The following is a 22280-nucleotide window of genomic DNA, read 5'->3' as shown; positions in this document are numbered from 1 at the left end:
TCACTCGGCCTTGCCGGCAAGTTCTTCCTTGGAGAAGTCGTCCACGTCGATCACCGCGCGGCGTGCGCGTTCGGCGGCATGCAGGGTTTGCGCTTCCGCCGCTTCCAGCACGCCCGCCTCGAGGGCGGCATCGATGGGCGACTGCCCCGGCTTGGGATGCACGCCGTGCTCCTTGAGCGCCTTGTGCAGTTTCTTCTGCAGGGGGGCGGCTGCCGCCAGCTGGTCGTAGGCAAAGGTGAGCTTGGCCACTGGATCGTCCTCGCCGGTGGGCAGGTGTGCGCCGGCGAGGATGGCCTGAAGCGCCGGGTCGCTGAGCGGGCGGCCGAGGATGTGGGCGATCTCGGCGTCCAGCGCGTCGCTCGGGCCGCGGTGGCGACGGCCCAGGGGCAGCACCAGCACGCGCAGCAGGCAGGCGAAGGCGCGGTTGGGGAAGTTGTCGATCAGGTCGGCCAGCGCGGCTTCGGCCTTCTCCAGGTTTTCCTCCATGGCCCAGTGCAGCAGCGGGTGCAGGTAGTCCGGGTTGTCCAGGTCGTGGTAGCGCTTGAGCGCGGCCGAGGCGAGGTAGAGGTGGCTCAGCGCATCGCCCAGGCGCGCGGACAGGCGTTCGCGGCGCTTCAGCTCGCCGCCGAGCAGCATCATGCTGAAGTCGGCGAGCAGCGCGAAGGACGCAGCGAGGCGGTTCAGAGCGCGGAAATAGGGGCGGCTGATGCGGTCGCCCGGCACCTGGTCGAAGCTGCCCAAACCCAGGCCCAGCAGCAGGCTGCTGGCGGCGTTGCTGACGGCGAAGCCGATGTGGCTCAGCAGCAGTTCGTCGAACTCGCGTTCGGCCTGGTCCTGGTCCTCGCGGCGGGCCAGTTCCATCTCCTTGAGCACGTACGGATGGCAGCGGATGGCGCCCTGACCGAAGATCATCAGGTTGCGCGAGAGGATGTTGGCGCCCTCGACGGTGATGAAGATCGGCGCGGCCTGCCAGGAGCGGCCCAGGTAGTTGTTCGGGCCCATGATGATGCCCTTGCCGCCGTGGATGTCCATGGCGTGGGCGATGCACTCGCGGCCGCGTTCGGTGAGGTGGTACTTGAGGATCGCCGAGAGCACCGACGGCTTCTCGCCCAGGTCCACCGCGTTGGCGGTGAGGATGCGCGCGCTGTCCATCATCCAGGCGTTGCCGCCGAGACGGGCGAGGGCTTCCTGGATGCCTTCGAAGGCCGACAGCGGCACGTTGAACTGCTCGCGTACCTGGGCGTAGCGGCCGCTGACGTAGCTGCCCGCCTTGGCGGCGCTGGTGCCCACCGCCGGCAGGGAGATGGAGCGGCCCACCGACAGGCAGTTCATCAGCATCATCCAGCCTTTGCCGATCATCTCCTGGCCGCCGATGATGTAGTCCAGCGGCACGAACACGTCCTGGCCGGAGTTCGGGCCGTTCATGAAGGCAGCGCCCAGCGGCACGTGGCGGCGGCCGATCTGCACGCCGGGGGTGTTGGTGGGAATCAGCGCCAGGGTGATGCCCAGGTCCTCCTGCTCGCCCAGCAGGTGGTCCGGGTCATGGCACTTGAAGGCCAGGCCGAGGAGGGTGGCCACCGGGCCCAGGGTGATGTAGCGCTTCTCCCAGGTCAGGCGCAGGCCGATGACTTCCTCGCCTTCCCACTGGCCCTTGCAGACCACCCCGACGTCGGTCATGCCGCCGGCATCGGAACCGGCCTGCGGGCTGGTCAGGGCGAAGCAGGGAATCTCCTCGCCGGTCGCCAGGCGCGGCAGGTAGCGCTGGCGCTGGGCATCGGTGCCGTAGTGCAGCAGCAGCTCGGCCGGGCCGAGGGAGTTGGGCACCATCACGGTGGAGGCGAGGTCGCCGCTGCGGGTGGCCAGCTTCATCACCACCTGGGAGTGGGCGAAGGCGGAGAAGCCCTTGCCGCCGTATTCCTTGGGAATGATCAGGCCGAAGAAGCCCTGGCTCTTGATGTAGGCCCAGGCTTCGGGCGGCAGGTCCATGTCCTTGCCGACCTGATAGTCATTGATCATCGCGCAGAGCTGTTCGGTGGGGCCATCGACGAAGGCCTGTTCCTCCTCGGTCAGCTGTGCGCGGGGGTAGGCCAGCAGGGTGTGCCAGTCCGGACGGCCGCTGAACAGCTGGCCGTCCCACCACACGGTGCCGGCCTCGATGGCCTCGCGTTCGGTCTCGGACATCGGCGGCAGGGTCTTCTTGAACCAGGCGAACAGCCGCGAGGTGAACAGGCTGCGGCGCAGGTCGGTGGCGAGCAGGGTTACCGCGACCACGGCCCACAGCAGCCACAACAGCACCATCCAGCCATGGGCATGGCTGAACAGGCTCATCAGAACCAGGTAAACGGCGACGATGCCGAGTGCTTTCAGAGGCGCGGCGCGGCGATGCGCGAGCCAGGCGACGCCGAGGATCAGAACCAGTAACCAGACGAGCAGCATGCGGATTCCTCCATGACAGCCAGCCCCGGCGACCGCAGGCCGCGGCGGGCTTGGTGACGAACGTGCGCGAACACAGCGGCAGGTTTTCCAGCGGGAACTCCCTTCACCATGCACCCAAAGCGTAGCTGGGCGAATCGGACCGATGGCCGCATGGCCGGACAGCTTGGCCGGATCGCCGTGTCGGGCGGACGCCGGCGCTGGTTAGACTGTGGGCGCCATCACGGATGACCGCCCGGAGACAACGCCATGCAGCAATACCTCACGCCCAGCCGCTTCGTGGATAGTGACCACCCCGGGGTAATCGAGTTCGCTCTAAATCACCGCGACAACGGCGCCACGCCGCTGCAGCAGGCGGTGGCGCTGTATTACGCGGTGCGCGACACGGTGCGCTACAACCCCTACGTGTTCAGCCGCGACCCGCAGACGCTCAAGGCCAGCTACGCGCTGCAGGCCGGGCAATCCTACTGCGTGCCCAAGGCCACGCTGCTGGCGGCGTGTGCACGGCACTGCGGCATCCCCGCGCGCATCGGCCTGGCCGATGTGAAGAACCACCTGGCCACGCCGCGCCTGCTGGAGCTGCTGCGCAGCGAGGTGTTCGCCATGCACGGCTACACCGAGCTGTTCCTCGAAGGGCGCTGGGTCAAGGCCACGCCGGCCTTCGACCTGGGCCTGTGCGAGGCCTTCGGCGTACTGCCGCTGGAGTTCGACGGGCGCACCGACAGCGTCTTCCACCCGTTCAACCGCGACGGCGAGCGGCACATGGAGTACCTGCGCGACCACGGCCAGTTCGCCGACGTGCCCGAGGCGTTCTTCTTCGGCTACCTCAAGCAGTGCTACCCGCACCTGTTCACCGGCGACGACGCGCTGCCCGCGGGTGACCTGCGCAGCGAAGCGGCCCAGGCGTGAACGCCAGCGCCCACATGAACGCAATCGATAGTGACCATCAGTCGATGAGTCTTTTTTCCTGGCGCTGTTGTCGGTAGGGTGCCGTCATCCGAAGTCACGCCTTCAGGTCGTGCCTTCATTCGATGACAACGACAAGAGGGCGCAGCATGCTCAAGATCTGGGGCCGGAAGAATTCCTCCAATGTGCGCAAGGCGCTCTGGTGCGCGGAAGAGGCGGGCCTGGCCTACGAGCGGATCGACGCCGGCGGCGCCTTCGGCGTCGTCAACGACGCGCCCTACCGCGCGCTGAACCCCAACGGCGTGGTGCCGACCCTGGAGGACGAGGGCTTCGTCCTCTGGGAGTCCAACACCATCGTCCGCTACCTCGCCGCGCGCTACGCGCCGCAGCTCTACCCGCAGGACCTGCAGCAACGCGCCAGCGCCGAGAAATGGATGGACTGGACCACCTCGTCCCTGGCGACGCCGTTCCGTACCGTATTCTGGGGAACCGTGCGCACGCCGCCGGAGCAGCGCGACGTGGCGGCCATCCAGGCGGCCATCGACACCTGCGCCGACCTGCTGGCCATTCCCGAAGCGACCCTGGCGCAGCAGCCCTACCTCACCGGCGCACAATTCGGCATCGGCGACATTCCGCTGGGCTGCTTCATCTATGCTTGGTTCGAAATGCCCATCGAGCGCCCGGCGCAGCCGCACCTGGCGGCCTGGTACGAACGCCTGAAGGCGCGCCCGGCCTACCGTGACGCGGTGATGACCGCACTGACCTGACCTGCCTGCGCGCGCCGCGGCGGTTGCAATCCTCGCGGCATACCCTTATCAAGCAGGCCTTTTTTCCAAAGACAGCTGTCTTTCCACCGACTTGCAACGGGAATACCCATGAGTTCCGCGCTGTCCATCCGTCAATTGACGAAGACCTACGGCAACGGCTTCCAGGCCCTCAAGGGCATCGATCTGGACGTCGCCGAGGGCGATTTCTTTGCCTTGCTGGGCCCCAACGGCGCCGGCAAATCCACCACCATCGGCATCCTCTCCACCCTGGTGAACAAGACCAGCGGCACGGTCAACGTGTTCGGCCATGACCTGGACAAGGACCCGTACGGCCTCAAGCGCTGCCTGGGCGTCGTGCCCCAGGAATTCAACTTCAACCAATTCGAGAAGGTGTTCGACATCGTCGTCACCCAGGCCGGCTACTATGGCATTCCCATGAGCGTGGCCAAGGGCCGCGCCGAGAAGTACCTCACCCAGCTGGGCCTGTGGGACAAGCGCAACTCCGCCTCCCGCGAGCTCTCCGGCGGCATGAAGCGCCGCCTGATGATTGCCCGCGCGCTGGTGCACGAGCCACGCCTCTTGATCCTCGACGAACCCACCGCCGGGGTGGACATCGAGTTGCGCCGCTCGATGTGGAACTTCCTCACCGAACTCAACGGCGAAGGCATCAGCATCATCCTCACCACGCACTACCTGGAGGAGGCCGAGCAGCTGTGCCGCAACATCGCGATCATCGACCACGGCACCATCGTGGAGAACACCAGCATGCGCAAGCTGCTGAGCAAGCTGCACGTGGAGACCTTCTACCTCGACCTGCAGGGCACCCTGAGCGAGGCGCCGAAGCTGGACGGCTACCCCGTGCGGCTGGTGGATGACCACACCCTGGAAGTGCAGGTGGACAAGTCGCTGGGCATCAATGGCCTGTTCGTCCAGCTCAACGCCCTGGGCCACCAGGTGCTGAGCCTGCGCAACAAGAGCAATCGGCTGGAGGAGCTGTTCGTGTCGCTGGTGGAGAAGAATCTGTCGAAGGTGGCGGTATGAGCAGCGAACTGCGCGCCAACTGGGTCGCCCTCAACACCATCGTCTACCGCGAAGTCCGCCGCTTCCTGCGCATCTGGCCGCAGACGCTGCTGCCGCCGGCGATCACCATGGTTCTGTACTTCGTCATCTTCGGCAACCTGATCGGCCGGCAGATCGGCGACATGGGTGGCTTCACCTACATGCAGTACATCGTGCCGGGGCTGATCATGATGTCGGTGATCACCAACTCCTACGGCAACGTGGTGTCGAGCTTCTTCGGCAGCAAGTTCCAGCGCAACATCGAGGAACTGCTGGTCTCGCCGGTGTCGCCGCACACCATCCTCCTGGGCTTCGTCTGCGGCGGCGTGCTGCGCGGGCTGGCGGTGGGACTGATCGTCACCCTGCTGTCGCTGTTCTTCACCGACCTGCAGGTCCACCACATCGGCGTGACCGTGCTGGTGGTGGTACTGACCGCGGCGATCTTCTCCATGGGCGGTTTCGTCAACGCGGTGTTCGCGCGCAATTTCGACGACATCTCCATCGTCCCGACCTTCGTGCTGACGCCGCTGACCTACCTGGGCGGGGTGTTCTACTCGATCACCCTGCTGCCGCCGTTCTGGCAGACCGTGTCGCTGGCCAACCCGATCCTGCACATGGTCAACGCCTTCCGCTACGGCATTCTCGGCGTGTCCGACATCCGCATCGGCACGGCGGTGATCTTCATGCTGGTGGCGACGGTGGTGCTGTACGTCTTCTGCGTGCGCCTGCTGGTGAGCGGGCGCGGCATGCGCCAGTGAGCGGCGCGTTGCGCGGATGAACAAGGCCCCGGTTGGGGCCTTTTTTTGGTCAGCTGGAACCTCGCAGCACTGGCTTGCCCTCACCCCAGCCCTCTCCCGGAGGGAGAGGGAGCCGCGCGTGCCGGCTGATACCTTGGTTTCCACCTGTGCCGTACAGTCCCCTCTCCCTCTGGGAGAGGGTTAGGGTGAGGGGCTCTTAAACGGGAAACTCGATGACGAACCGCGTCCGCCCCTGCGTCGATTCGCAGCGAATCTCCCCGCCATGGGCGCGGACGATGGAGCGGCAGATCGCCAGGCCCAGCCCGGCATGTTCGCCCTGACCTTCGCGGCGTGCCGGGTCGGCGCGGTAGAAGCGGTCGAACAGGCGCGGCAGGCGTTCGGCGGGGATTTCCCGGCCGGGGTTCTCCACGCTCAGGCGGCCCGGCTCCAGGCGCACGCGGATCAATCCGCCGTCCGGGGTGAAGCGCAGTGCGTTGTCCAGCAGGTTGGCCAGTACCCGCCGCAGCAGCGCGCGGTCGCCTTGCACGGTGAGCTCGCCGTCGCGCTCCAGGCGGATCGCCTTCTCCTCCGCCAGCGGCGCATAGAACTCCAGCAGCTCGTCCACCTCGCCGGCCAGCGCCAGGGGCTGGCTGCTGGGCGTCAGCAGGCCGTGGTCGGCCTTGGCCAGGAACAGCATGTCGTTGACCATCGCGGTCAGCCGCTCCAGCTCCTCCAGGTTGCCGTGCAGCGCCTCGCGGTAGTCCTCCAGGCCGCGCGAGCGCGACAGCACCACCTGGGTCTGGGTCAGTAGCCCGGTGAGCGGCGTGCGCAGCTCGTGGGCGATGTCGGCGGAGAAGGCCGACAGGCGCTGGAAGGCCTCTTCCAGGCGCGCCAGCATGGCATTCAGCTCCCCGGCCAGGCCGCGCAGTTCCTGCGGCATCTGCCCGGCGTCGAGGCGGGTAGTCAGCGAGTGCGCGCTGACCTGCGCCGCCACTTCGCTCATGCGCCGCAGCGGGCGCAGGCTGGCGCGGGCGGCCCAGGCGCCGAGCAGGGCGGTGGCCAGCGCGGAGAACCCCATGGTCAGCCAGATCAGCCGCTGCATGCGTTGCAGGAAGTGCTGGTGATGGGTGATGTCGAGGATTAGCGTCAGTTGCGCGCCGTCGCCTTGCCGGGCATCCAGCGGCGCCTGCAATTCGCGGAAGGACGGCTCCTCGCCGTTGGCCATGTTCATTGCCGGGCGCTGCTCGAACCAGACGGCGCCATCGGCACCTTGCAGGCGCAGGCCGAGATCGGGGTGCCGCTCCAGCTCGCGGCGCAGCTCGGCGGTATGCGGTGCCAGTTGCGCCGGGCCGCGAACGTCCCCCAGCACGTCGCGGAAGATCGCCAGCTTGCCGGCCATCAACTGCTGATCCAGCTCGATGAAGTGCGCCTCGCTGGCGCGGCTGAAGAGGACGCCGGCCAGCAGCGACACGGCGGCGGTGCAGGCGGCGAACAGCAGGCTCAGGCGCAGGCCCAGGGACAGGCGCGCGCTCATGCGTCGCGCTCTTCGAGCACGTAACCCATGCCGCGCACGGTATGGATCAGGCGCTGCGGGAAGTCGTCGTCGACCTTGGCTCGCAGGCGGCGGATGGCGACTTCGATGACGTTGGTGTCGCTGTCGAAGTTCATATCCCACACCTGGGAGGCGATCAGCGACTTGGGCAGCACCTCGCCGTGGCGGCGCAGCAGCAGTTCCAGCAGGGCGAACTCCTTGGCGGTCAGGTCGATGCGCTTGCCGGCGCGCTGCACGCGGCGGCGCAGCAGGTCCAGCTCGAGGTCGGCCAACTGCAGGGTGGTTTCCTGCAGCTGCTGGCCGCCGCGGCGCAGCAGGGTGCGCACGCGGGCGAGCAGTTCGACGAAGGCGAAAGGCTTCACCAGGTAGTCGTCGGCGCCCAGCTCGAGGCCGCGCACGCGGTCTTCCACGGCATCGCGGGCGGTGAGGAACAGCACGGGCACGGCGCTGCCGGTCTGGCGCAGCGCCTGGAGGATCTGCCAGCCATCGCGGCCGGGCAGCATCACATCGAGGATCAGCAGGTCGTGCTCGCCGGCCAGCGCCAGTTGCAGACCTTCGTCGCCGTCGGCGCTGAGGTCGACGGCGAAGCCGGCCTCGCTCAGGCCCTGCTGCAGGTAATGGCCGATGCGCGGTTCGTCTTCGACGATGAGGAGTTTCATGCGGGTATCCATGGGCGCGCACGGGGCGCAGCTGTCATCAGGGTAATGGGGCGGTCAGCGCGCTGACAGGCTCGGGTTTGCACTCTAGCGGGGTGTTCATTGTCCAGCGCCATCGAGGAGTCCGCCATGCACCTGATCATTTCCCTCTTGTTTGCCGTGTTGTTGTTCCCTGCCGCGCCGGCATTGGCCGACGGCGGAGGGGACATCACCTTCCAGCGCATGCAGGAACAGGCCGCCAAAGCGCGCCAGGCCTGCTGAATCCGTTTCATTGTGGTGCCCCTTGCCCGCCGTTTGGCGGGCTTTTTTTCGCCCTCTTTATACCCCGCCGCGGCCGCGCCGGCGCCAAGCTGACAGAGTTGTAATCTTCCTGACAGCCAAGCCTCAGGCGCCGCCAGCGACCATGGTCATCGTCTTAGAGAGGAGATTCGCCATGTCCCTGCGTCATCTGCTGCACGCTTCCGTCCTCGGCCTCGCCGCCGCCATCAGCCTGCCGGCCCTGGCCGATGCCGGGCATGCCTATGACTTCGGCAAGCCGGCCAAGGCCGCCCAGGCCACCCGCACCGTGGAGATCAAGCTGGGCGAGATGTTCTTCGAACCCGAGAGCATCGACGTCAAGCCGGGCGAGACCGTGCGCTTCGTCATCCACAACACGGGCAGCCTGCTGCACGAATTCAACCTGGGCAGCGCCGCCATGCACGCCGGCCACCAGAAGGAAATGCAGCAGATGATGGACTCGGGAATGCTCACCCCCACCGGCATGCAGCACGACATGAGCCAGATGGACCACAGCAAGATGGGCCATGGCGACCAGCCGATGGGCCAGATGATGAAGCACGACGACCCCAACAGCGTGCTGGTGGAGCCGGGCAAGACCGCCGAGCTGACCTGGACCTTCAGCAAGGCCACCAGCCTGGAGTTCGCCTGCAACATTCCGGGGCACTATCAGGCCGGCATGGTCGGCAAACTGACCGTCAAGCCCTGAGCGCGCAGACGATGAACCGCGCAAGGGAATGGGCCTTGGGGGCGCTGCTGCTGGCACCGTTGGTGGTGCAGGCGGGCGTGTATGACCTGACCATCGGCGAAGGCGAGCTGAGGCTGTCCGACGGCGCCCGCAAGGCGCTCACGGTGAACGGCCGCACGCCCGCGCCGGAGCTGCGTTTCAAGGAGGGCGAGGATGTCGAGCTGCGTGTCACCAACACCCTCGATCGCGACACCTCGCTGCACTGGCACGGGCTGATCCTGCCCTATACCCAGGACGGCGTGCCGGGCATCAGCTTCCCCGGCATCAAGCCCGGCGAAACCTTCACCTACCGCTTCACCGTGAAGCAGTCGGGCACCTACTGGTACCACGCCCACAGCGACTTCCAGGAAATCGAGGGGCTCTACGGCCCGCTGGTGATCGAGCCCAAGGCGCGCGAGCCGTACCGCTACGACCGCGAGTACACCCTGCTGCTGGCCGACTGGCACGACACCCGGCCGGAAACCGTATACGCCAACCTGAAGAAACAGAGCGACTACTACAACCGCAACCAGCGCACCCTGGGCGACTTCATCGCCGATGCCAGCGCCAATGGCGTGATGGCGACCCTGCGCGACCGCCTGGACTGGGGCGGCATGCGCATGACGCCCACGGACATCGCCGACATCGCCGGCTTCCGTTTCCTGGTCAACGGCCAGGACAGCGAGCAGAACTGGACCGGCCTGTTCAAGCCCGGCGAACGCGTGCGGCTGCGCATCATCAACGGTTCCGGCATGAGCTATTTCGACCTGCGCATCCCCGGCCTGAAGATGACCGTGGTGCAGGCCGACGGCAACGACGTGCAGCCGGTGACGGTGGACGAGCTGCGCATCGCCGTGGCCGAGACCTATGACGTGATCGTCCAGCCGCAGGAAGACCGCGCCTACACCTTCTTCGCCGAAGCCATGGACCGCAGCGGCTATGCCCGAGCCACCCTGACGCCGCGCGCCGGCTTGCAGGCCGAGGTGCCGGCACTGCGCGAACGGCCGTTGTTGAGCATGGCCGACATGGGCATGAGCCACGAGGGCATGGACCACGGTGGCATGGCGATGGCGGGGCAGGGCGCTGACGCGGCGGGGGCGGACATGGCCGGGATGGACCACTCCAGCATGGCGGGAATGGATCATTCGAAGATGCAGGGCATGGACCATTCGCAGATGGCTGGCATGGATCATTCGGCCATGTCCTCACCGAAGTCCGACTACGCCCCCGGCAGCGGCCTGACGCCGCAGCCGGCCGAGCCGGGCAACCGCCTGCTGGTGTATGCGGACCTCAAAGCCATGCGCCCCTACGCCGACTACCGCGCGCCGGACCGCACGATCGAGTTCCGCCTGACCGGCAACATGGAGCGCTACTTCTGGTCGATCGACGGCAAGAAGTACTCCGAGGCCGAGCCGATCCGCCTGACCTACGGCGAACGGGTGCGTATCCGCTTCGTCAACGACACCATGATGACCCACCCCATGCACCTGCACGGCATGTGGATGCAACTGGACAAGGGCAACGGCCGCTTCAACCCGCTCAAGCACGTGGTCAGCGTGGCGCCGGGCAGCACCCTGGATGTTGACGTGCCCGCCGACGCCCTGGGCGAATGGGCCTTCCATTGCCACCTGATCTACCACATGGCCGCCGGCATGATGCGCAAGGTCATCGTCGAGCCGGCTCCCGCCAGCGCCAGCCTCTGAGGAACCGCCATGAAACGCATGACAACGGTGGCCTGCGCGGCGACCCTGGGCCTCGCCTTGCCCGCGCACGGCGCCGAGATGGACGACATGCCCCTGGGCTCGCTGCTGATCCAGCGCCTGGAAAGTCGCTTCCACGGCAACGACCAGGCCCTGGGCTGGGAGGCCCAGGGCTGGTACGGCACCGACTACCAGAAGCTGCGCCTGAAGCTGGAGGGCGAGCGCGATGCCGGCGGCCCGACCACCGACAACGAGGTGCAACTGCTCTACCAGCGCCTGCTCGCGGACTTCTGGGACTGGCAAGTGGGCGTGCGCCACGACGACCAGCCGGGGCCGTCGCGCAGCTACGCGGTGCTCGGCGTCCAGGGCCTCGCGCCGCAGTGGTTCGAGGTGGACGCCAACCTGTTCCTCAGCGAACGCGGCGACCCGTCCCTGCGCCTGGAGACCGAGTACGAGCTGCTGCTGACCCAGCGGCTGATCCTCGAACCCTCGCTGGAGTACAACCTGGCGCTGGCCGACGACCGCGACATCGGCGTGGGCGCCGGCGGCAGCGAACTGGAGGCGGGCCTGCGCCTGCGCTACGAAGTACGCCGGGAGTTCGCGCCATACGTCGGCTACGTCTGGAGCAAGACCTACGGCCGCAGCGGCGACCTCGCCCGCGCCGAGGGCGAGCACGACGAGGAGGGCTACTGGGTCGCGGGCGTGAGGATGTGGTTCTGACCTGTCCATTCGGCTGTGATTGCCCGCGAATCCGGCTCCTACGGCGCCCCTGTAGGAGCGGGCCATGCCCGCGATCGCGCGCATGGCGCGCTCCTACAAGGTGGCAGTGGAGCCGCCGGGAAATCCGTTCGCGAGCAAGCTCGCTCCTACAGGGGCCGGCCCTTTCAGCCCCCGGCTCGTCCGCCGCCTGCTGAAAGGGCCGGCGGATTTGTATACACTCGCCGCCTCGCACCACCACCCGCATCGCCGATCCAGCAGGTCTTCCCATGCAGCACCCCGCCGAACACTCGCCCCTGGGCAAATCCAGCGAATACGTCTCCACCTACGCGCCGCAGCTGCTGTTCCCGATCTCCCGCAGCACCAAGTGGGCGGAGCTGGGGCTGACCGCGCAAACCCTGCCGTACCAGGGCGTGGATCTGTGGAACTGCTATGAGCTGTCCTGGCTGACCGCCTCGGGCAAGCCGGTGGTGGCCATCGGCGAATTCTCGATCCCGGCGCAGTCGCCGAACATCATCGAGTCCAAGTCCTTCAAGCTCTACCTCAATTCGCTGAACCAGACCGCCTTCGACAGCGCCGATGCCGTGCGCGCGGTGATGGAGCGCGACCTCTCCGCCGCCGCCGGCGCGCCGGTGGGCGTGCGGGTGCGCAGCCTGGACGACGTGGCGGGGGAGGGCGTGGCCGTCATCCACGGCACCTGTGTCGATGACCTGGACGTCGCGGTGGAGAGTTACGACCACCCGCGCCCGGAACTGCTGCGTTGCGACGATACCCGTCGCGTCGACGAAGTGCTCTACAGCCACCTGCTCAAATCCAACTGCCCGGTCACCGGCCAGCCGGACTGGGGCACGCTGGTGGTGGACTACAGCGGCCCGGCCTTGGATGCGGCCAGCCTGCTGGCCTATGTCGTGTCCTTCCGCCAGCACCAGGATTTCCACGAGCAGTGCGTCGAGCGCATCTACCTCGACCTGCAACGCCTGCTGCAACCCACCCGCCTGACCGTCTACGCGCGCTACGTGCGCCGTGGCGGGCTGGACATCAATCCCTACCGCAGCAGCGAAGCCGTGCAGCCCGACAACCGCCGGCTGGTGCGCCAGTAGAGCTCGGTAAATCGCGGATACGAAAAACCCGGCCTTGGCCGGGTTTTCTGTGTCCGTGGCGGGTCAGATGCCCATGTTCGCCAGGCTCTGCACGATGGAGCGCAGCGTGCCGGCCAGCGTCGGATGGCTCGCCTCGAAGCGCTCCACGGCCAGGTTGACGTTGTCCATGAGCGTCTCGTCGGCCAGCGCCTCTTCGTTGGCCAGCTGCATCTCGATGTCCTTGATCAGCGCTTGCAGCGATGCGCGCTCTTCCTCGTTCAGCGGCGGCTGACGCTCGAGCTGCTCGCGCAGGGCCTGGAGTTCTTCCTGGAGGCGTTGTGTCGGCATGGTGGTGTCCTTCTGCGGTTCGTACGCAAAGATGGACCTCGCCCGGCGGGGAAAAGGTCCATCGCCATGCCGTTGAGCTTAACTCGCCGCGCGCACCCTTGCCTGATGCCGATCAACGCGCAGCAGGCGTTCGAGCAGCGGGAAGAAGTGTTCCAGCTCCGGCGTGCGCATGGCCGGGTCCTTGCCCAGGTCGTCCAGCCGGCGCAGGGTCAGCGCGTCCTGGGAGAAGGGGGCGGTGAGGAAGGCGCTGGAGGCGCGCGCGTCGAACGGCCCGCCCTGCAGCGCCAGGCTCTGCCGCGACGCCCACGACAGGCCGGCGTGGTAGGCCGGGTCGACCGCGCAGAGATAGCGCTTGGCGGCCACGTGCAGGCGGATCGGCTGCCATACCGATTCGGGCAGCAGCTCGCGCAACAGATGGGCGCCAAATTCCTCGTGACGCTGGTCCTGTTCGTCGATCAGCTGCGGGTCCTCGTAGAGGTGGCCGATGTCGTGGAGCAGGGCGGCGATCACCAGGCTGTCGGAGCACCCGGCGCGTTCGGCCAGGGTGGCGCACTGCAGCGCGTGTTCGGCCTGGCTGATGGCTTCGCCATACGGCTCGGCGCCGTGGCTGGCGAAGCGCTCGGCCAGCTCGTCGAGGAAGCGGTGACGCATGTGCTTCACGGTTTTTCTCCTTTCAGGCGGCGGCCGGCGATGTCCTGCAGGCAGGAATCCAGCTCGCCCAGGTGATCGATGACCGAGTGCACGCCGAGGCGGTACAGGCCCAGCGTCGCCTGGGCGCGGAGGCGGTCGCGGTCGAGGTTGCCCAGGGCATCCCAGTCCCCCGGTGCATGGCCGCACAGCGGGCCGCTGGCAGCCAGGCCGATGGTCCACAGGCCGGCATTCAGGCCTGCCTGGAGCAGCCGCGGCTGGCCGCTGACCAGCACGCAACCGTCCAGGTGCGGACTGTCCAGCTGCATCAGTGCCTGCCAGCAGGCGTCTGGCGCGGGCCACGGGCGGCCGGCGAAGTCCAGCCCGGCGGCGAGGCGTTCGTCGAGAGCGGCGGCCAGGTGGCGGGTGGTGGCGTCGGGCAGCTCATCCAGCCAGGCGCAGGGCACCCCGCGCCGGTGCAGGCTGTGCAGGGCCTCCAGGGCGCCAGGCGTGGGCTCGGCATGGGCCTGGGCAGCGTCGTCCAGGGCGCACTGGAAGCGGCTGCGTTCGTCGGCATCGGCGCGGCGGCCCAGCAGCCGTTCCAGGGCTTGCTGCGGGGGCAGGGCGAGGGTATCGGCCAGGCGCTCCGGCGGGGCCTCGGGGCAGGTGCGTTGCAGGGCTACCGGCAGCGTCCTGGCGCCGAAGTCCACCAGGTCGCCCGAGAGTCCGAACAGCAGGGTCGTAAAGCGCGGCAGGTCGGCGGTGGCAGGCATGGTGGGCTTTTCTGATGATTGGTCTAGGCCAGGCTAGCGAGGCAATGTGACGGTCCGATGAAGTCCGCCGCCGTGCCGTTATAATCGCCGCGCCTTTTTGCGGAAGACGCCCATGCCGGTCGAACCCATGCCCCACTACCTGCGCATCCGTGACCAGCTGGCGCAGGACATCGCCACTGCCAGCCTGAGCCAGCGCCTGCCCGCCGAACGCGAGCTGGCCGAGCGCTTCGGCTGCACCCGCGTCACCCTGCGCGAAGCGCTCCAGCAGTTGGAAACCGAAGGCCTGCTGTACCGCGAGAACCGCCGCGGCTGGTTCGTTTCGCCGCCGCGCATCCGCTACAACCCGACCCGTACGACCGGCTTCATGGACTACGTCCAGGCCCAGGGGCGTATGCCGCGCACCGAGGTGCTGGCCGCCGAGCGCCGCGCCGCCGGGCCGGCACTGGCGCGGCGCATGGGGCTGACGGAGGCGGCGCAGGTCTTTCACATCCTGCGCCGCCGCTGGGTCGACGAGCGGCCGGTGATGCTGGAGGAAATCACCCTGGACGCCAGTTGGTGCCCCGGCCTGCTCGATCACGGGCTGGATACCTCCCTCACCCGCGTGCTGCGTGAGCAACTGGGGCTGAGCCTGTCGCGCTCCGAGCTGGCCATGCATTCCACCGCGCTGGTGGAGGCGCGGGCGACGCCGCTACAGCTCACGCCCGGCTCGCCGGGGCTTTACGTGGAGCGGGCCAGTTACACCGATGGCGGTCGCCTGGTGGAGTGGGACCAGGAATTCTGGCGCTCCGATGCCCTGGAAATTGTCATCGACGCACGGTATCCGGACTGAAGTGGCACTATGCTTTCAACTGGACGCATGCGAAACGCCGGCCTGCCGCGCTGAATCGAATTTCTGCGATATCGGTGCGGGTCTGCAAAATCGTTGCGCCTCTATATAATCTGCCCGCATAGCGGGGCCGCCATGGCTGGCCCGATAGACCTTCACTGGAGAATTCCCGATGCGCCCACTAGGCGTCCAATGGACCAAACGCTGCTTCAGCCTGATCGCCGCCGCTGGCCTGGCCACTATCCCATTCCTCGCCCAGGCCGCCAGCGAAGACGACCCGTGGGAAAGCGTCAACCGTCCGATCTTCACCTTCAACGACACCCTGGACACCTATGCCCTCAAGCCGCTGGCCCAGGGATACCAGTACGTCACCCCGAACGTGGTGCAGGACGGCGTGCACAACTTCTTCGGCAACATCGGTGACGTGAAGAACCTGGTCAACGACCTGCTGCAGCTGAAGTTCCGCGACGCCGGTGTCGACACCAGCCGCCTGCTGTTCAACACGACCTTCGGCCTGGCCGGTTTCATCGACGTCGCCACCCACATGGGCCTGCGCCGCAACGACGAAGACTTCGGCCAGACCCTCGGCCACTGGGGCGTGGGCAGCGGTCCCTACGTGATGCTGCCGCTGCTGGGCCCGAGTACCCTGCGCGATGCGCCGGCGCTGATTCCGGACTCCTTCACCGGCCCCTACCCGTACATCGACAACGTGCCGGTACGCAACAGCCTGCGTGGCGTGGACGTGGTCGACACCCGCGCCGATCTGCTCAAATCCGAGAAGCTGATCAGCGGCGACAAGTACACCTTCATCCGCAACGCCTACCTGCAGAACCGCGAGTTCAAGGTCAAGGACGGCGACGTCGAAGACGACTTCTGATCGCTTTGCACGCAGACCGCTCTGTCCTCCAGCCCGCGCCAATCGTGGCGCGGGCGGCGCCTGCTTGAACCCTTGAGCGGATGGGAGTAGTGTCTGCGCCTTGTCGCGACCGACCCGCGCCGCTGTTCCCTAGAATGAGCGCCACACCACAACCCCGGCGCCGTTTGCCTGGATGACCCATGCACAAAGCCAGTGCCTCGCTGCTGATTATCGATGACGACGACGTCGTCCGCGAAAGCCTCGCCGCCTACCTGGAAGACAGCGGATTTAAGGTCACTCAGGCCACCAACGGCCTGGAAGGCCTGAAAGTCTTCGAGCACGAACTTCCCGATCTGGTGATCTGCGATCTGCGCATGCCGCAGATGGACGGCCTCGAGCTGATCCGTCGGGTCAGCGAGATGGCGGTGGAGACCCCGGTGATCGTGCTTTCCGGTGCCGGTGTCATGAGCGACGCCGTCGAGGCCTTGCGCCTGGGCGCCGCCGACTACCTGATCAAGCCGCTGGAAGACCTCGCCGTCCTGGAACACTCGGTCCGCCGTGCCCTGGATCGCGCCTACCTGCGCTCGGAGAACCGCCGCTACCGCGAGAAGCTGGAAACCGCCAACCGCGAGCTGCAGGCCAGCCTGAATCTGCTCCAGGAAGACCAGAACGCCGGTCGCCAGGTGCAGATGAACATGCTGCCGGAGACGCCGTGGGAATCCGAAGGGCTGGTGTTCTCGCACCAGATCATCCCGTCGCTGTACCTCTCGGGTGACTTCGTCGATTACTTCCGTGTGGATGCCCGGCGTATCGGCTTCTACCTCGCCGATGTGTCCGGCCACGGCGCCTCGTCGGCCTTCGTCACGGTGCTGCTGAAGTTCATGACCACGCGGCTGCTGTACGAATCCAAGCGCAACGACCGCTTGCCGGAATTCAAGCCGTCGGACGTCCTCGGTCACATCAACCGTGGGCTGATCAACTGCAACCTGGGCAAGCACGTGACCATGCTCGGGGGCGTGATCGACCTGGAAACCGATCGTCTGACCTACAGCATCGGCGGTCACCTGCCGTTGCCGGTGCTCTACGTCAACGGCGAAGCCCGCTACCTGGAAGGCCGCGGCCTGCCGGTAGGGCTGTTCGACGAAGCGACCTACGACGATCATGTCCTTGATCTACCCAAGTCCTTCAGTCTTTCCCTGTTCTCGGACGGCATTCTCGATGTGCTGCCGGGAGCTACGCTGAAGGAAAAGGAAACGGCCCTGCCCGAGCAGGTCGTCGCCGCCGGCGGAACCCTGGATGGCCTGCGTCAAGTCTTCGGACTGGCCAAGTTGTCCGAGATGCCGGATGATATTGCCTTGCTGGTGTTGAGCAGGAACCTTGCATGAGTACCGGTAAAATCCAGTTCGCCGAGCAGGATGGCTCATTTGTCCTGAAGTTCGTGGGCGAAGTCCGACTGACCCTGTGTTCGGCGCTGGATGCCACCATTGAAAAAATCTTCGCCGCGTTGAATTTCTCGGCGATCATCATCGATCTCACGGAAACCCAGAGCATCGACAGCACCACGCTGGGCCTCCTGGCGAAGTTGTCGATTCTGTCGCGGCAGAAGATCGGTCTGTTGCCCACGCTGGTCACCACCAACGCGGACATCACCCGGCTGCTGCAGTCGATGGGCTTCGATCAGGTGTTCAACATCGTCGATCACCCCGTTCCGTGCTCGGATTGCCTGACCGATCTGCCTCCCCAGGACCAGTCCGAGGAGGTGGTGCGCGGCAAGGTGCTCGAAGCCCACCGTATCCTGATGGGCCTGAACGAGACCAACCGCGAGGCCTTCCACGACCTGGTGAGTGCGCTCGAGCGCCACTGATTCGATGAGCCACAATGCAAACCGGCGCCCTGGGGCGCCGGTTTGCATTGGCTCGTCCGCTGTTTTTCAGCGGCTCGCGAGCAGGGCCTCGAGCTTCTCCTGGTCGCGAGCGAACAGGCGGATGCCCTCGGCCAGCTTCTCGGTGCCCATGGCGTCTTCGTTCATCTGCCAGCGGAAGGCGCTTTCATCCAGCACCTGACGCGCTTCGCCGCCACCGGGCTGCAGCACGCGCGGCAGTTCGCCGTCGGCGTCAGCCAGCTGTTGCAGCAGGTCCGGACTGATGGTCAGGCGGTCGCAGCCGGCCAGCTGCTCGATCTGGCCCAGGTTGCGGAAGCTGGCGCCCATCACCACGGTTTCGTAGCCGTTGGCCTTGTAGTAGCGGTAGATCCGCGAGACGGACTGCACGCCGGGATCTTCCGCGCCCACGTAGTCGCGGTTGTTGGCCTTCTTGTACCAGTCGTAGATGCGCCCGACGAAGGGCGAGATCAGGAATACGCCAGCGTCCGCGCAGGCCGCGGCCTGGGCGAAGGAGAACAGCAGGGTCAGGTTGGTCTGGATGCCTTCGCGCTCCAGTTGCTCGGCGGCGCGGATGCCTTCCCAGGTGGAGGCGATCTTGATCAGCACGCGGTCGCGGCCGATGCCCTGCTGGTCGTACAGCTCGATCAGGCGGTGGGCGCGTTGCAGGGTGGCTTGGGTGTCGAAGGAAAGGCGGGCATCCACTTCGGTGGAAATGCGCCCCGGAATGACGCCCAGGATGTCCTTGCCCACGGCGACGGCGAAACGGTCGCACGCCAGGCCCGCATCACCCTGCGCGCCTTCGGTGGCGCGAGCCAGGTGCTCGGTATAGCGGGGCAGGGCGGCGGCCTTCAGCAACAGCGACGGGTTGGTGGTGGCATCCACCGGCTTCAGGCGGGCAATGGCGTCGAAATCGCCGGTATCGGCGACAACCGTGGTGTACTGCTTGAGTTGCTCGAGCTTGGAGGTCATGGCGCGTCTTCCGTGGAAAGTGCATCGACCTTACCCGAGGCCGATGCGCCACTCAACGGGACTCAATGACCGGCGAGAAGTTCTCCCGCTTGATCGAGCAGCCCCAGGGAATCCTGGGTCTTGTGAACGTCCACCGAGAGCAACTGGCGGAAGCGTCGCGCCCCCGGGAATCCCTGAGCCAGGCCGAGCACGTGGCGGGTCACATGGTGCATCGCGCCGCCCTCGGCGATGTGCCGCTCGATGTACGGGCGCATCCGCGCCAGGGCTTCGGCGCGGGTGATGGCGGGCGCCTGCGAGCCATACAGCGCGGCGTCCACCTGGGCCAGCAGGTAAGGGTTGTGGTACGCCTCGCGGCCGAGCATCACGCCGTCGAACACCTTCAGGTGCTCGCGGCACTCCTCCAGGGTCTTGATGCCGCCGTTGAGGACGATCTCCAGCGTCGGGAAGTCGCGCTTGAGCTGCGCGGCGATGTCGTAGCGCAACGGCGGTATCTCGCGGTTTTCCTTGGGCGACAGGCCTTCGAGGATGGCGATCCGGGCGTGCACGGTGAAGCTGCGGCAGCCGGCGTCGCGCACCTGGCCGACGAAATCGCAGAGTTCCTCGTAGCTGTCGCGACCGTTGATGCCGATGCGGTGCTTGACCGTCACCGGGATCGACACGGCGTCGCGCATGGCCTTCACGCAATCCGCTACCAGGGCCGGATGGCCCATCAGGCAGGCGCCAATCATGTTGTTCTGCACGCGGTCGCTGGGGCAGCCGACGTTCAGGTTCACCTCGTCGTAGCCCGCCTGCTCGGCCATCTTCGCCGCGGCTGCCAGGTCCGCCGGGTTGCTGCCGCCCAGTTGCAGGGCTAGCGGGTGCTCGCACTCGTCATGACGCAGAAAACGCGCGGCGTCGCCGTGCAGCAGGGCGCCGGTGGTGACCATTTCCGTGTAGAGCAGGGCGTGACTGGACAGTTGCCGCAGGAAAAATCTGCAGTGCCTGTCAGTCCAATCCATCATCGGCGCCACGGAGAAGCGGCGGGAGGGCTCGGGGCGCGGAAGCTGGTCGTTCATGGCATCGTCAACTTGAGGGCCCAACTCCCCGCCGGCTGGGCGTTCGGAAGTGGGTCGCGAGAAAGGGGCGATAGTTTACCTTCCGCTGGACGGACCTGCACGCCGAATGCCGGCCGTCAGGCGGGATCATCGGTCAATTGTTTCAGCAGATTACAGGCACCGTGTATAGTGCCGCGTCAGTCTGATCGAGCCTTGCACACGTTATGCAGATCCAACGAATTGCACCGGGATTGAAGGTAGTAGGTGTCGTCCTCACTGGCATTTTGCTGGTGAGCCTATTGATCGGGCGGTTCTGGTGGCCCACCGATTCGGGCAATTGGGAAAAGACGCTGAGGTTGATGACGGTCCTGTCCGTTCTGGCCTGTTCGGTCGCGCTGATTCGCGAGCGCGCTCGCTGGGTGTCGGTGTTGGCTCTGTTATTTGGTCTGTTCTGGCTGGGGTTGCTGGCCAATGCCTTGGCAGCGAACTCGTCCAGTTCGATGCGCCAACTGTTGATGATCCTGCTGTTCAGCCTGGTAGTGATTGGCATGGGCGGCCAGGACGGCCGTTTCTGGCGCGTCGTGCTGGGTATCGGGGCCATTGCGGGTGCCGGCTTTGCCCTGTTCTCGCTGGTGCACAAGGCTCAGCTCGGCGAGTTTTCCTTCGCCTACCGGACCATGAACATCCATGACTCGGGCGTACCGGGCGTGGCGGACTTCGGCATTACCATTGAAGCCGGCATGAACTACGCATTCAGCTTCATCGTCTCGCTTTGGCTGGCCATGCGCAGCCGCCGCTGGCCGGCAGCTGGCCTATGGAGTCTCTGTGCGTTGTCGCAAGGCCTCTACATTTACTTCACTTTCTCGCGAGCGGCCTGGATGGCTGCCCTGATCGGCGCCGTAGTACTGGTGCTGGTGGCTACCCATGGCCGCGTACGCAAGGCGGCGCTGGGGCTGCTCGGGCTAGGAGGGCTTGTGGCGGCGGTGGGGGGGTATCGCCAGTTGGCCTACGAGTTCGGTTCCAGGGGGCTGACCCATCGGGATGAGGTCTGGCGGACGGTCATCGAGCGGGTAGGTGAGCATTGGTGGTTCGGCCACGGCGCGCACACCGATCTGGGCGATGTGGTGCTCAGTACCGGCCAGGTGGTGCACAACCCGCACAGCCTTTATCTGGAGGTGCTGTACCAGTTCGGTGCGGTGGGCCTGGCGTCGCTACTGGTCATGCTGCTGGCCAGCCTGTGGACGCTCCTGCGCAGCCGCGCGACCATGGCCCCGCTGTGGTTCTCGGTGCTGGCGGCGTCGACGATCGTTTTCATGGTGGAAATGCATTTCTTCATCGCCGCACCCAATGTGGTCTGGATGTGGCTCTGGCTCCCGCTCGCCGGCGCCCTGGGGGCTGCCTCCCGCGAGTACCGGGCGCCTCGCAAGGCGCCGATGATTTCCTCGCTGGATGCGCGTCCCGCCTGATCAGGCGGCGCGGAACAGCCGGCGCCAGCCGCTGGGTTTGCTGGGGCGGACCTCGTCGGCGCGCTTGCGCGGTTCGAAGACGACGTTGAACAGTCGGCGATAGTGGCCTTCGGGACAGGTCAGCTTTTCTACACCGTGCCAGGCGTTCTCGGTGTTCTTGAACAGGAAGCTGCGGTTGTCGCGGATATCGCAGCCGATCGCTTGCGCGAAGTCAGTCAGCTCGGGGTTGTCCTGCGGCACCTGCTTGTCCTTGAGCACCAGGATCGAGCCGCCCCATTCCGGCTGCCAGTCCGCCGAGGTATTGAAGTAGAAGATGTGCGTGCCCAGCTTGGTATGGCTGTCGCGGTGCGGCGATACCTCCGAGCCGGCAACGCCGACATGCCAGGCAAAGCGCACGACGAAGTCTTCTACTCCGAGCATGCGCTTGGCGAAGGCGGCATATTCGGAATTGCCCTGCAGCTCCAGCATGAACTGCTGCCAGACCACTGGTAGGTCGCTCAGTGCAACCACGCCCTCGCTGCCGGCCGCGCGATCGTTGTAGATGGACTGCTCAAATGCCAGGTAGTAGCGATTGTGGGGCCGCTGCCCATATGCGCGCTGGATCCCGTTGTGCTTTTCGAACATCACCAGGCTCGGGAAGTTGTCGTACAGGGCCTGGAAGGCTTCCGGCCGCAGGACGTCCTGGAAGGAAAACCATGGAAACGGCTGCTGGAGCGTGAAGTCTTCCGTGGCGAAGTCGCGCAGCATGCGGTCGTCGAGAAAAAGCGACATGAAGATGGCCTTGGATGCAGTTTGAGAAGTGCGGATTCCATTCCGGGGAATGGCACTCCGCCATCCCGTGTAGTGTAGTTGTTACAAATGTTTTCGGTCCATATCCAGACCGCCTGAAA

Annotated in this window: 23 protein-coding genes; 14 read left to right on the top strand and 9 right to left on the bottom strand. The window is 66.3% G+C overall.

Features of this window, described 5'->3' with window-relative positions; translation table 11 throughout:
• Complete coding sequence (locus tag N0B71_RS26380) at nt 1-2436, bottom strand: acyl-CoA dehydrogenase (RefSeq protein ID WP_259755963.1); 2436 nt, start codon at nt 2434-2436, stop codon at nt 1-3.
• Between the two features lie 246 nt (nt 2437-2682).
• Here N0B71_RS26380 and N0B71_RS26375 point away from each other — a divergent pair, with 246 nt between their 5' ends.
• From N0B71_RS26375 to N0B71_RS26360, 4 genes are all read left to right on the top strand, one after another.
• Nucleotides 2683-3342, top strand: coding sequence for a transglutaminase-like domain-containing protein (locus tag N0B71_RS26375; RefSeq protein WP_259755962.1), 660 nt, complete (start codon nt 2683-2685; stop codon nt 3340-3342).
• A 146-nt stretch (nt 3343-3488) separates the two neighbouring features.
• Entirely contained in the window at nt 3489-4106 is a 618-nt protein-coding gene (locus N0B71_RS26370; RefSeq protein WP_259755961.1) for a glutathione S-transferase, read from the top strand.
• 108 nt (nt 4107-4214) lie between these two features.
• Nucleotides 4215-5147 (top strand): ABC transporter ATP-binding protein, encoded by a 933-nt coding sequence (locus tag N0B71_RS26365; protein ID WP_259755960.1) that lies wholly within the window; start codon nt 4215-4217, stop codon nt 5145-5147.
• On the top strand, nt 5144-5923 hold the full coding sequence (locus N0B71_RS26360; RefSeq protein WP_259755959.1) for an ABC transporter permease: 780 nt from the start codon (nt 5144-5146) through the stop codon (nt 5921-5923). Before N0B71_RS26365 ends, N0B71_RS26360 begins: the two co-directional genes overlap by 4 nt.
• A gap of 196 nt (nt 5924-6119) precedes the next feature.
• On the opposite strand, the gene N0B71_RS26355 is transcribed toward N0B71_RS26360, so the two are convergent.
• Nucleotides 6120-7436 carry a heavy metal sensor histidine kinase gene (locus N0B71_RS26355; RefSeq protein ID WP_259755957.1) on the bottom strand — a complete coding sequence of 439 codons (1317 nt, stop codon included), beginning with the start codon at nt 7434-7436 and terminating at the stop codon, nt 6120-6122.
• Nucleotides 7433-8113, bottom strand: coding sequence for a heavy metal response regulator transcription factor (locus N0B71_RS26350; RefSeq protein WP_259755956.1), 681 nt, complete (start codon nt 8111-8113; stop codon nt 7433-7435). Before N0B71_RS26350 ends, N0B71_RS26355 begins: the two co-directional genes overlap by 4 nt.
• 126 nt (nt 8114-8239) lie before the next feature.
• On the opposite strand from N0B71_RS26350, the gene N0B71_RS26345 reads away from it, so the two are divergent.
• The 5 genes from N0B71_RS26345 (at nt 8240) to queF (ending at nt 12630) form a co-directional block, all read left to right on the top strand.
• Complete coding sequence (locus tag N0B71_RS26345) at nt 8240-8371, top strand: co-regulatory protein PtrA N-terminal domain-containing protein (protein WP_259755955.1); 132 nt, start codon at nt 8240-8242, stop codon at nt 8369-8371.
• Between the two features lie 172 nt (nt 8372-8543).
• Complete coding sequence (gene copI / locus N0B71_RS26340; RefSeq protein ID WP_259755954.1) at nt 8544-9095, top strand: copper-resistant cuproprotein CopI; 552 nt, start codon at nt 8544-8546, stop codon at nt 9093-9095.
• Nucleotides 9096-9106: 11 nt separating this feature from the next.
• Nucleotides 9107-10816, top strand: coding sequence for a copper resistance system multicopper oxidase (locus N0B71_RS26335; protein WP_259755953.1), 1710 nt, complete (start codon nt 9107-9109; stop codon nt 10814-10816).
• Between the two features lie 9 nt (nt 10817-10825).
• On the top strand, nt 10826-11533 hold the full coding sequence (locus N0B71_RS26330; protein WP_259755952.1) for a copper resistance protein B: 708 nt from the start codon (nt 10826-10828) through the stop codon (nt 11531-11533).
• 266 nt (nt 11534-11799) lie between these two features.
• Nucleotides 11800-12630: an NADPH-dependent 7-cyano-7-deazaguanine reductase QueF gene (queF, locus tag N0B71_RS26325; RefSeq protein WP_259755951.1), complete on the top strand. Its 831-nt coding sequence runs from the start codon at nt 11800-11802 to the stop codon at nt 12628-12630.
• Nucleotides 12631-12693: 63 nt separating this feature from the next.
• Here queF and N0B71_RS26320 read toward each other — a convergent pair whose 3' ends face one another.
• The 3 genes from N0B71_RS26320 to N0B71_RS26310 form a co-directional block, all read right to left on the bottom strand.
• The gene (locus N0B71_RS26320; RefSeq protein WP_259755949.1) at nt 12694-12957 is read right to left on the bottom strand and encodes a DUF4404 family protein; all 264 of its coding nucleotides are present in this window, start codon (nt 12955-12957) and stop codon (nt 12694-12696) included.
• 78 nt (nt 12958-13035) lie between these two features.
• Entirely contained in the window at nt 13036-13617 is a 582-nt protein-coding gene (locus N0B71_RS26315; RefSeq protein ID WP_259755948.1) for a phosphonate degradation HD-domain oxygenase, read from the bottom strand.
• The gene (locus N0B71_RS26310) at nt 13614-14357 is read right to left on the bottom strand and encodes an HAD family phosphatase (RefSeq protein ID WP_259755947.1); all 744 of its coding nucleotides are present in this window, start codon (nt 14355-14357) and stop codon (nt 13614-13616) included. Before N0B71_RS26310 ends, N0B71_RS26315 begins: the two co-directional genes overlap by 4 nt.
• 112 nt (nt 14358-14469) lie before the next feature.
• On the opposite strand from N0B71_RS26310, the gene N0B71_RS26305 reads away from it, so the two are divergent.
• From N0B71_RS26305 to rssC, 4 genes are all read left to right on the top strand, one after another.
• Nucleotides 14470-15186 carry a GntR family transcriptional regulator gene (locus N0B71_RS26305; protein WP_259755945.1) on the top strand — a complete coding sequence of 239 codons (717 nt, stop codon included), beginning with the start codon at nt 14470-14472 and terminating at the stop codon, nt 15184-15186.
• A 169-nt stretch (nt 15187-15355) separates the two neighbouring features.
• Entirely contained in the window at nt 15356-16060 is a 705-nt protein-coding gene (locus N0B71_RS26300) for an MlaA family lipoprotein (protein WP_259755943.1), read from the top strand.
• A 179-nt stretch (nt 16061-16239) separates the two neighbouring features.
• Nucleotides 16240-17424 carry a two-component system response regulator RssB gene (rssB, locus tag N0B71_RS26295; RefSeq protein WP_259755941.1) on the top strand — a complete coding sequence of 395 codons (1185 nt, stop codon included), beginning with the start codon at nt 16240-16242 and terminating at the stop codon, nt 17422-17424.
• A complete protein-coding gene (gene rssC / locus N0B71_RS26290; RefSeq protein WP_259755940.1) occupies nt 17421-17903 on the top strand; it encodes an anti-sigma factor antagonist RssC in 483 nt (160 codons plus the stop codon). Before rssB ends, rssC begins: the two co-directional genes overlap by 4 nt.
• Nucleotides 17904-17969: 66 nt before the next feature.
• Here the strand turns inward: rssC and tal are convergent, their stop codons facing one another.
• Together tal and dusA are read right to left on the bottom strand one after the other, a co-directional pair.
• The gene (gene tal, locus N0B71_RS26285; protein WP_259755939.1) at nt 17970-18890 is read right to left on the bottom strand and encodes a transaldolase; all 921 of its coding nucleotides are present in this window, start codon (nt 18888-18890) and stop codon (nt 17970-17972) included.
• Nucleotides 18891-18952: 62 nt separating this feature from the next.
• Nucleotides 18953-19945, bottom strand: coding sequence for a tRNA dihydrouridine(20/20a) synthase DusA (gene dusA, locus N0B71_RS26280; RefSeq protein ID WP_259755937.1), 993 nt, complete (start codon nt 19943-19945; stop codon nt 18953-18955).
• Nucleotides 19946-20148: 203 nt separating this feature from the next.
• On the opposite strand from dusA, the gene N0B71_RS26275 reads away from it, so the two are divergent.
• Nucleotides 20149-21390, top strand: coding sequence for an O-antigen ligase family protein (locus N0B71_RS26275; protein ID WP_259755936.1), 1242 nt, complete (start codon nt 20149-20151; stop codon nt 21388-21390).
• Here the strand turns inward: N0B71_RS26275 and N0B71_RS26270 are convergent, their stop codons facing one another.
• Nucleotides 21391-22161 carry a 2OG-Fe(II) oxygenase gene (locus N0B71_RS26270; protein ID WP_259755935.1) on the bottom strand — a complete coding sequence of 257 codons (771 nt, stop codon included), beginning with the start codon at nt 22159-22161 and terminating at the stop codon, nt 21391-21393.
• Between the last annotated feature and the right edge of the window lie 119 nt (nt 22162-22280).

The sequence above is a fragment of the Pseudomonas sp. GCEP-101 genome (assembly GCF_025133575.1).
In the GTDB taxonomy this organism is placed as follows: Bacteria; Pseudomonadota; Gammaproteobacteria; order Pseudomonadales; family Pseudomonadaceae; genus Pseudomonas; species Pseudomonas nitroreducens_B.
This window is presented reverse-complemented; position numbering and strand designations above follow the sequence as displayed.

Bases quoted from the DNA above. Each gene is read 5' to 3' on its own strand.
- N0B71_RS26380 (WP_259755963.1), bottom strand. From the start codon at position 2,436: ATGCTGCTCGTCTGGTTACTGGTTCTGATCCTCGGCGTCGCCTGGCTC.
- N0B71_RS26375 (WP_259755962.1), top strand. From the start codon at position 2,683: ATGCAGCAATACCTCACGCCCAGCCGCTTCGTGGATAGTGACCACCCC.
- N0B71_RS26370 (WP_259755961.1), top strand. From the start codon at position 3,489: ATGCTCAAGATCTGGGGCCGGAAGAATTCCTCCAATGTGCGCAAGGCG.
- N0B71_RS26365 (WP_259755960.1), top strand. From the start codon at position 4,215: ATGAGTTCCGCGCTGTCCATCCGTCAATTGACGAAGACCTACGGCAAC.
- N0B71_RS26360 (WP_259755959.1), top strand. From the start codon at position 5,144: ATGAGCAGCGAACTGCGCGCCAACTGGGTCGCCCTCAACACCATCGTC.
- N0B71_RS26355 (WP_259755957.1), bottom strand. From the start codon at position 7,436: ATGAGCGCGCGCCTGTCCCTGGGCCTGCGCCTGAGCCTGCTGTTCGCC.
- N0B71_RS26350 (WP_259755956.1), bottom strand. From the start codon at position 8,113: ATGAAACTCCTCATCGTCGAAGACGAACCGCGCATCGGCCATTACCTG.
- N0B71_RS26345 (WP_259755955.1), top strand. From the start codon at position 8,240: ATGCACCTGATCATTTCCCTCTTGTTTGCCGTGTTGTTGTTCCCTGCC.
- copI (WP_259755954.1), top strand. From the start codon at position 8,544: ATGTCCCTGCGTCATCTGCTGCACGCTTCCGTCCTCGGCCTCGCCGCC.
- N0B71_RS26335 (WP_259755953.1), top strand. From the start codon at position 9,107: ATGAACCGCGCAAGGGAATGGGCCTTGGGGGCGCTGCTGCTGGCACCG.
- N0B71_RS26330 (WP_259755952.1), top strand. From the start codon at position 10,826: ATGAAACGCATGACAACGGTGGCCTGCGCGGCGACCCTGGGCCTCGCC.
- queF (WP_259755951.1), top strand. From the start codon at position 11,800: ATGCAGCACCCCGCCGAACACTCGCCCCTGGGCAAATCCAGCGAATAC.
- N0B71_RS26320 (WP_259755949.1), bottom strand. From the start codon at position 12,957: ATGCCGACACAACGCCTCCAGGAAGAACTCCAGGCCCTGCGCGAGCAG.
- N0B71_RS26310 (WP_259755947.1), bottom strand. From the start codon at position 14,357: ATGCCTGCCACCGCCGACCTGCCGCGCTTTACGACCCTGCTGTTCGGA.
- N0B71_RS26305 (WP_259755945.1), top strand. From the start codon at position 14,470: ATGCCGGTCGAACCCATGCCCCACTACCTGCGCATCCGTGACCAGCTG.
- N0B71_RS26300 (WP_259755943.1), top strand. From the start codon at position 15,356: ATGCGCCCACTAGGCGTCCAATGGACCAAACGCTGCTTCAGCCTGATC.
- rssB (WP_259755941.1), top strand. From the start codon at position 16,240: ATGCACAAAGCCAGTGCCTCGCTGCTGATTATCGATGACGACGACGTC.
- rssC (WP_259755940.1), top strand. From the start codon at position 17,421: ATGAGTACCGGTAAAATCCAGTTCGCCGAGCAGGATGGCTCATTTGTC.
- tal (WP_259755939.1), bottom strand. From the start codon at position 18,890: ATGACCTCCAAGCTCGAGCAACTCAAGCAGTACACCACGGTTGTCGCC.
- dusA (WP_259755937.1), bottom strand. From the start codon at position 19,945: ATGAACGACCAGCTTCCGCGCCCCGAGCCCTCCCGCCGCTTCTCCGTG.
- N0B71_RS26275 (WP_259755936.1), top strand. From the start codon at position 20,149: ATGCAGATCCAACGAATTGCACCGGGATTGAAGGTAGTAGGTGTCGTC.
- N0B71_RS26270 (WP_259755935.1), bottom strand. From the start codon at position 22,161: ATGTCGCTTTTTCTCGACGACCGCATGCTGCGCGACTTCGCCACGGAA.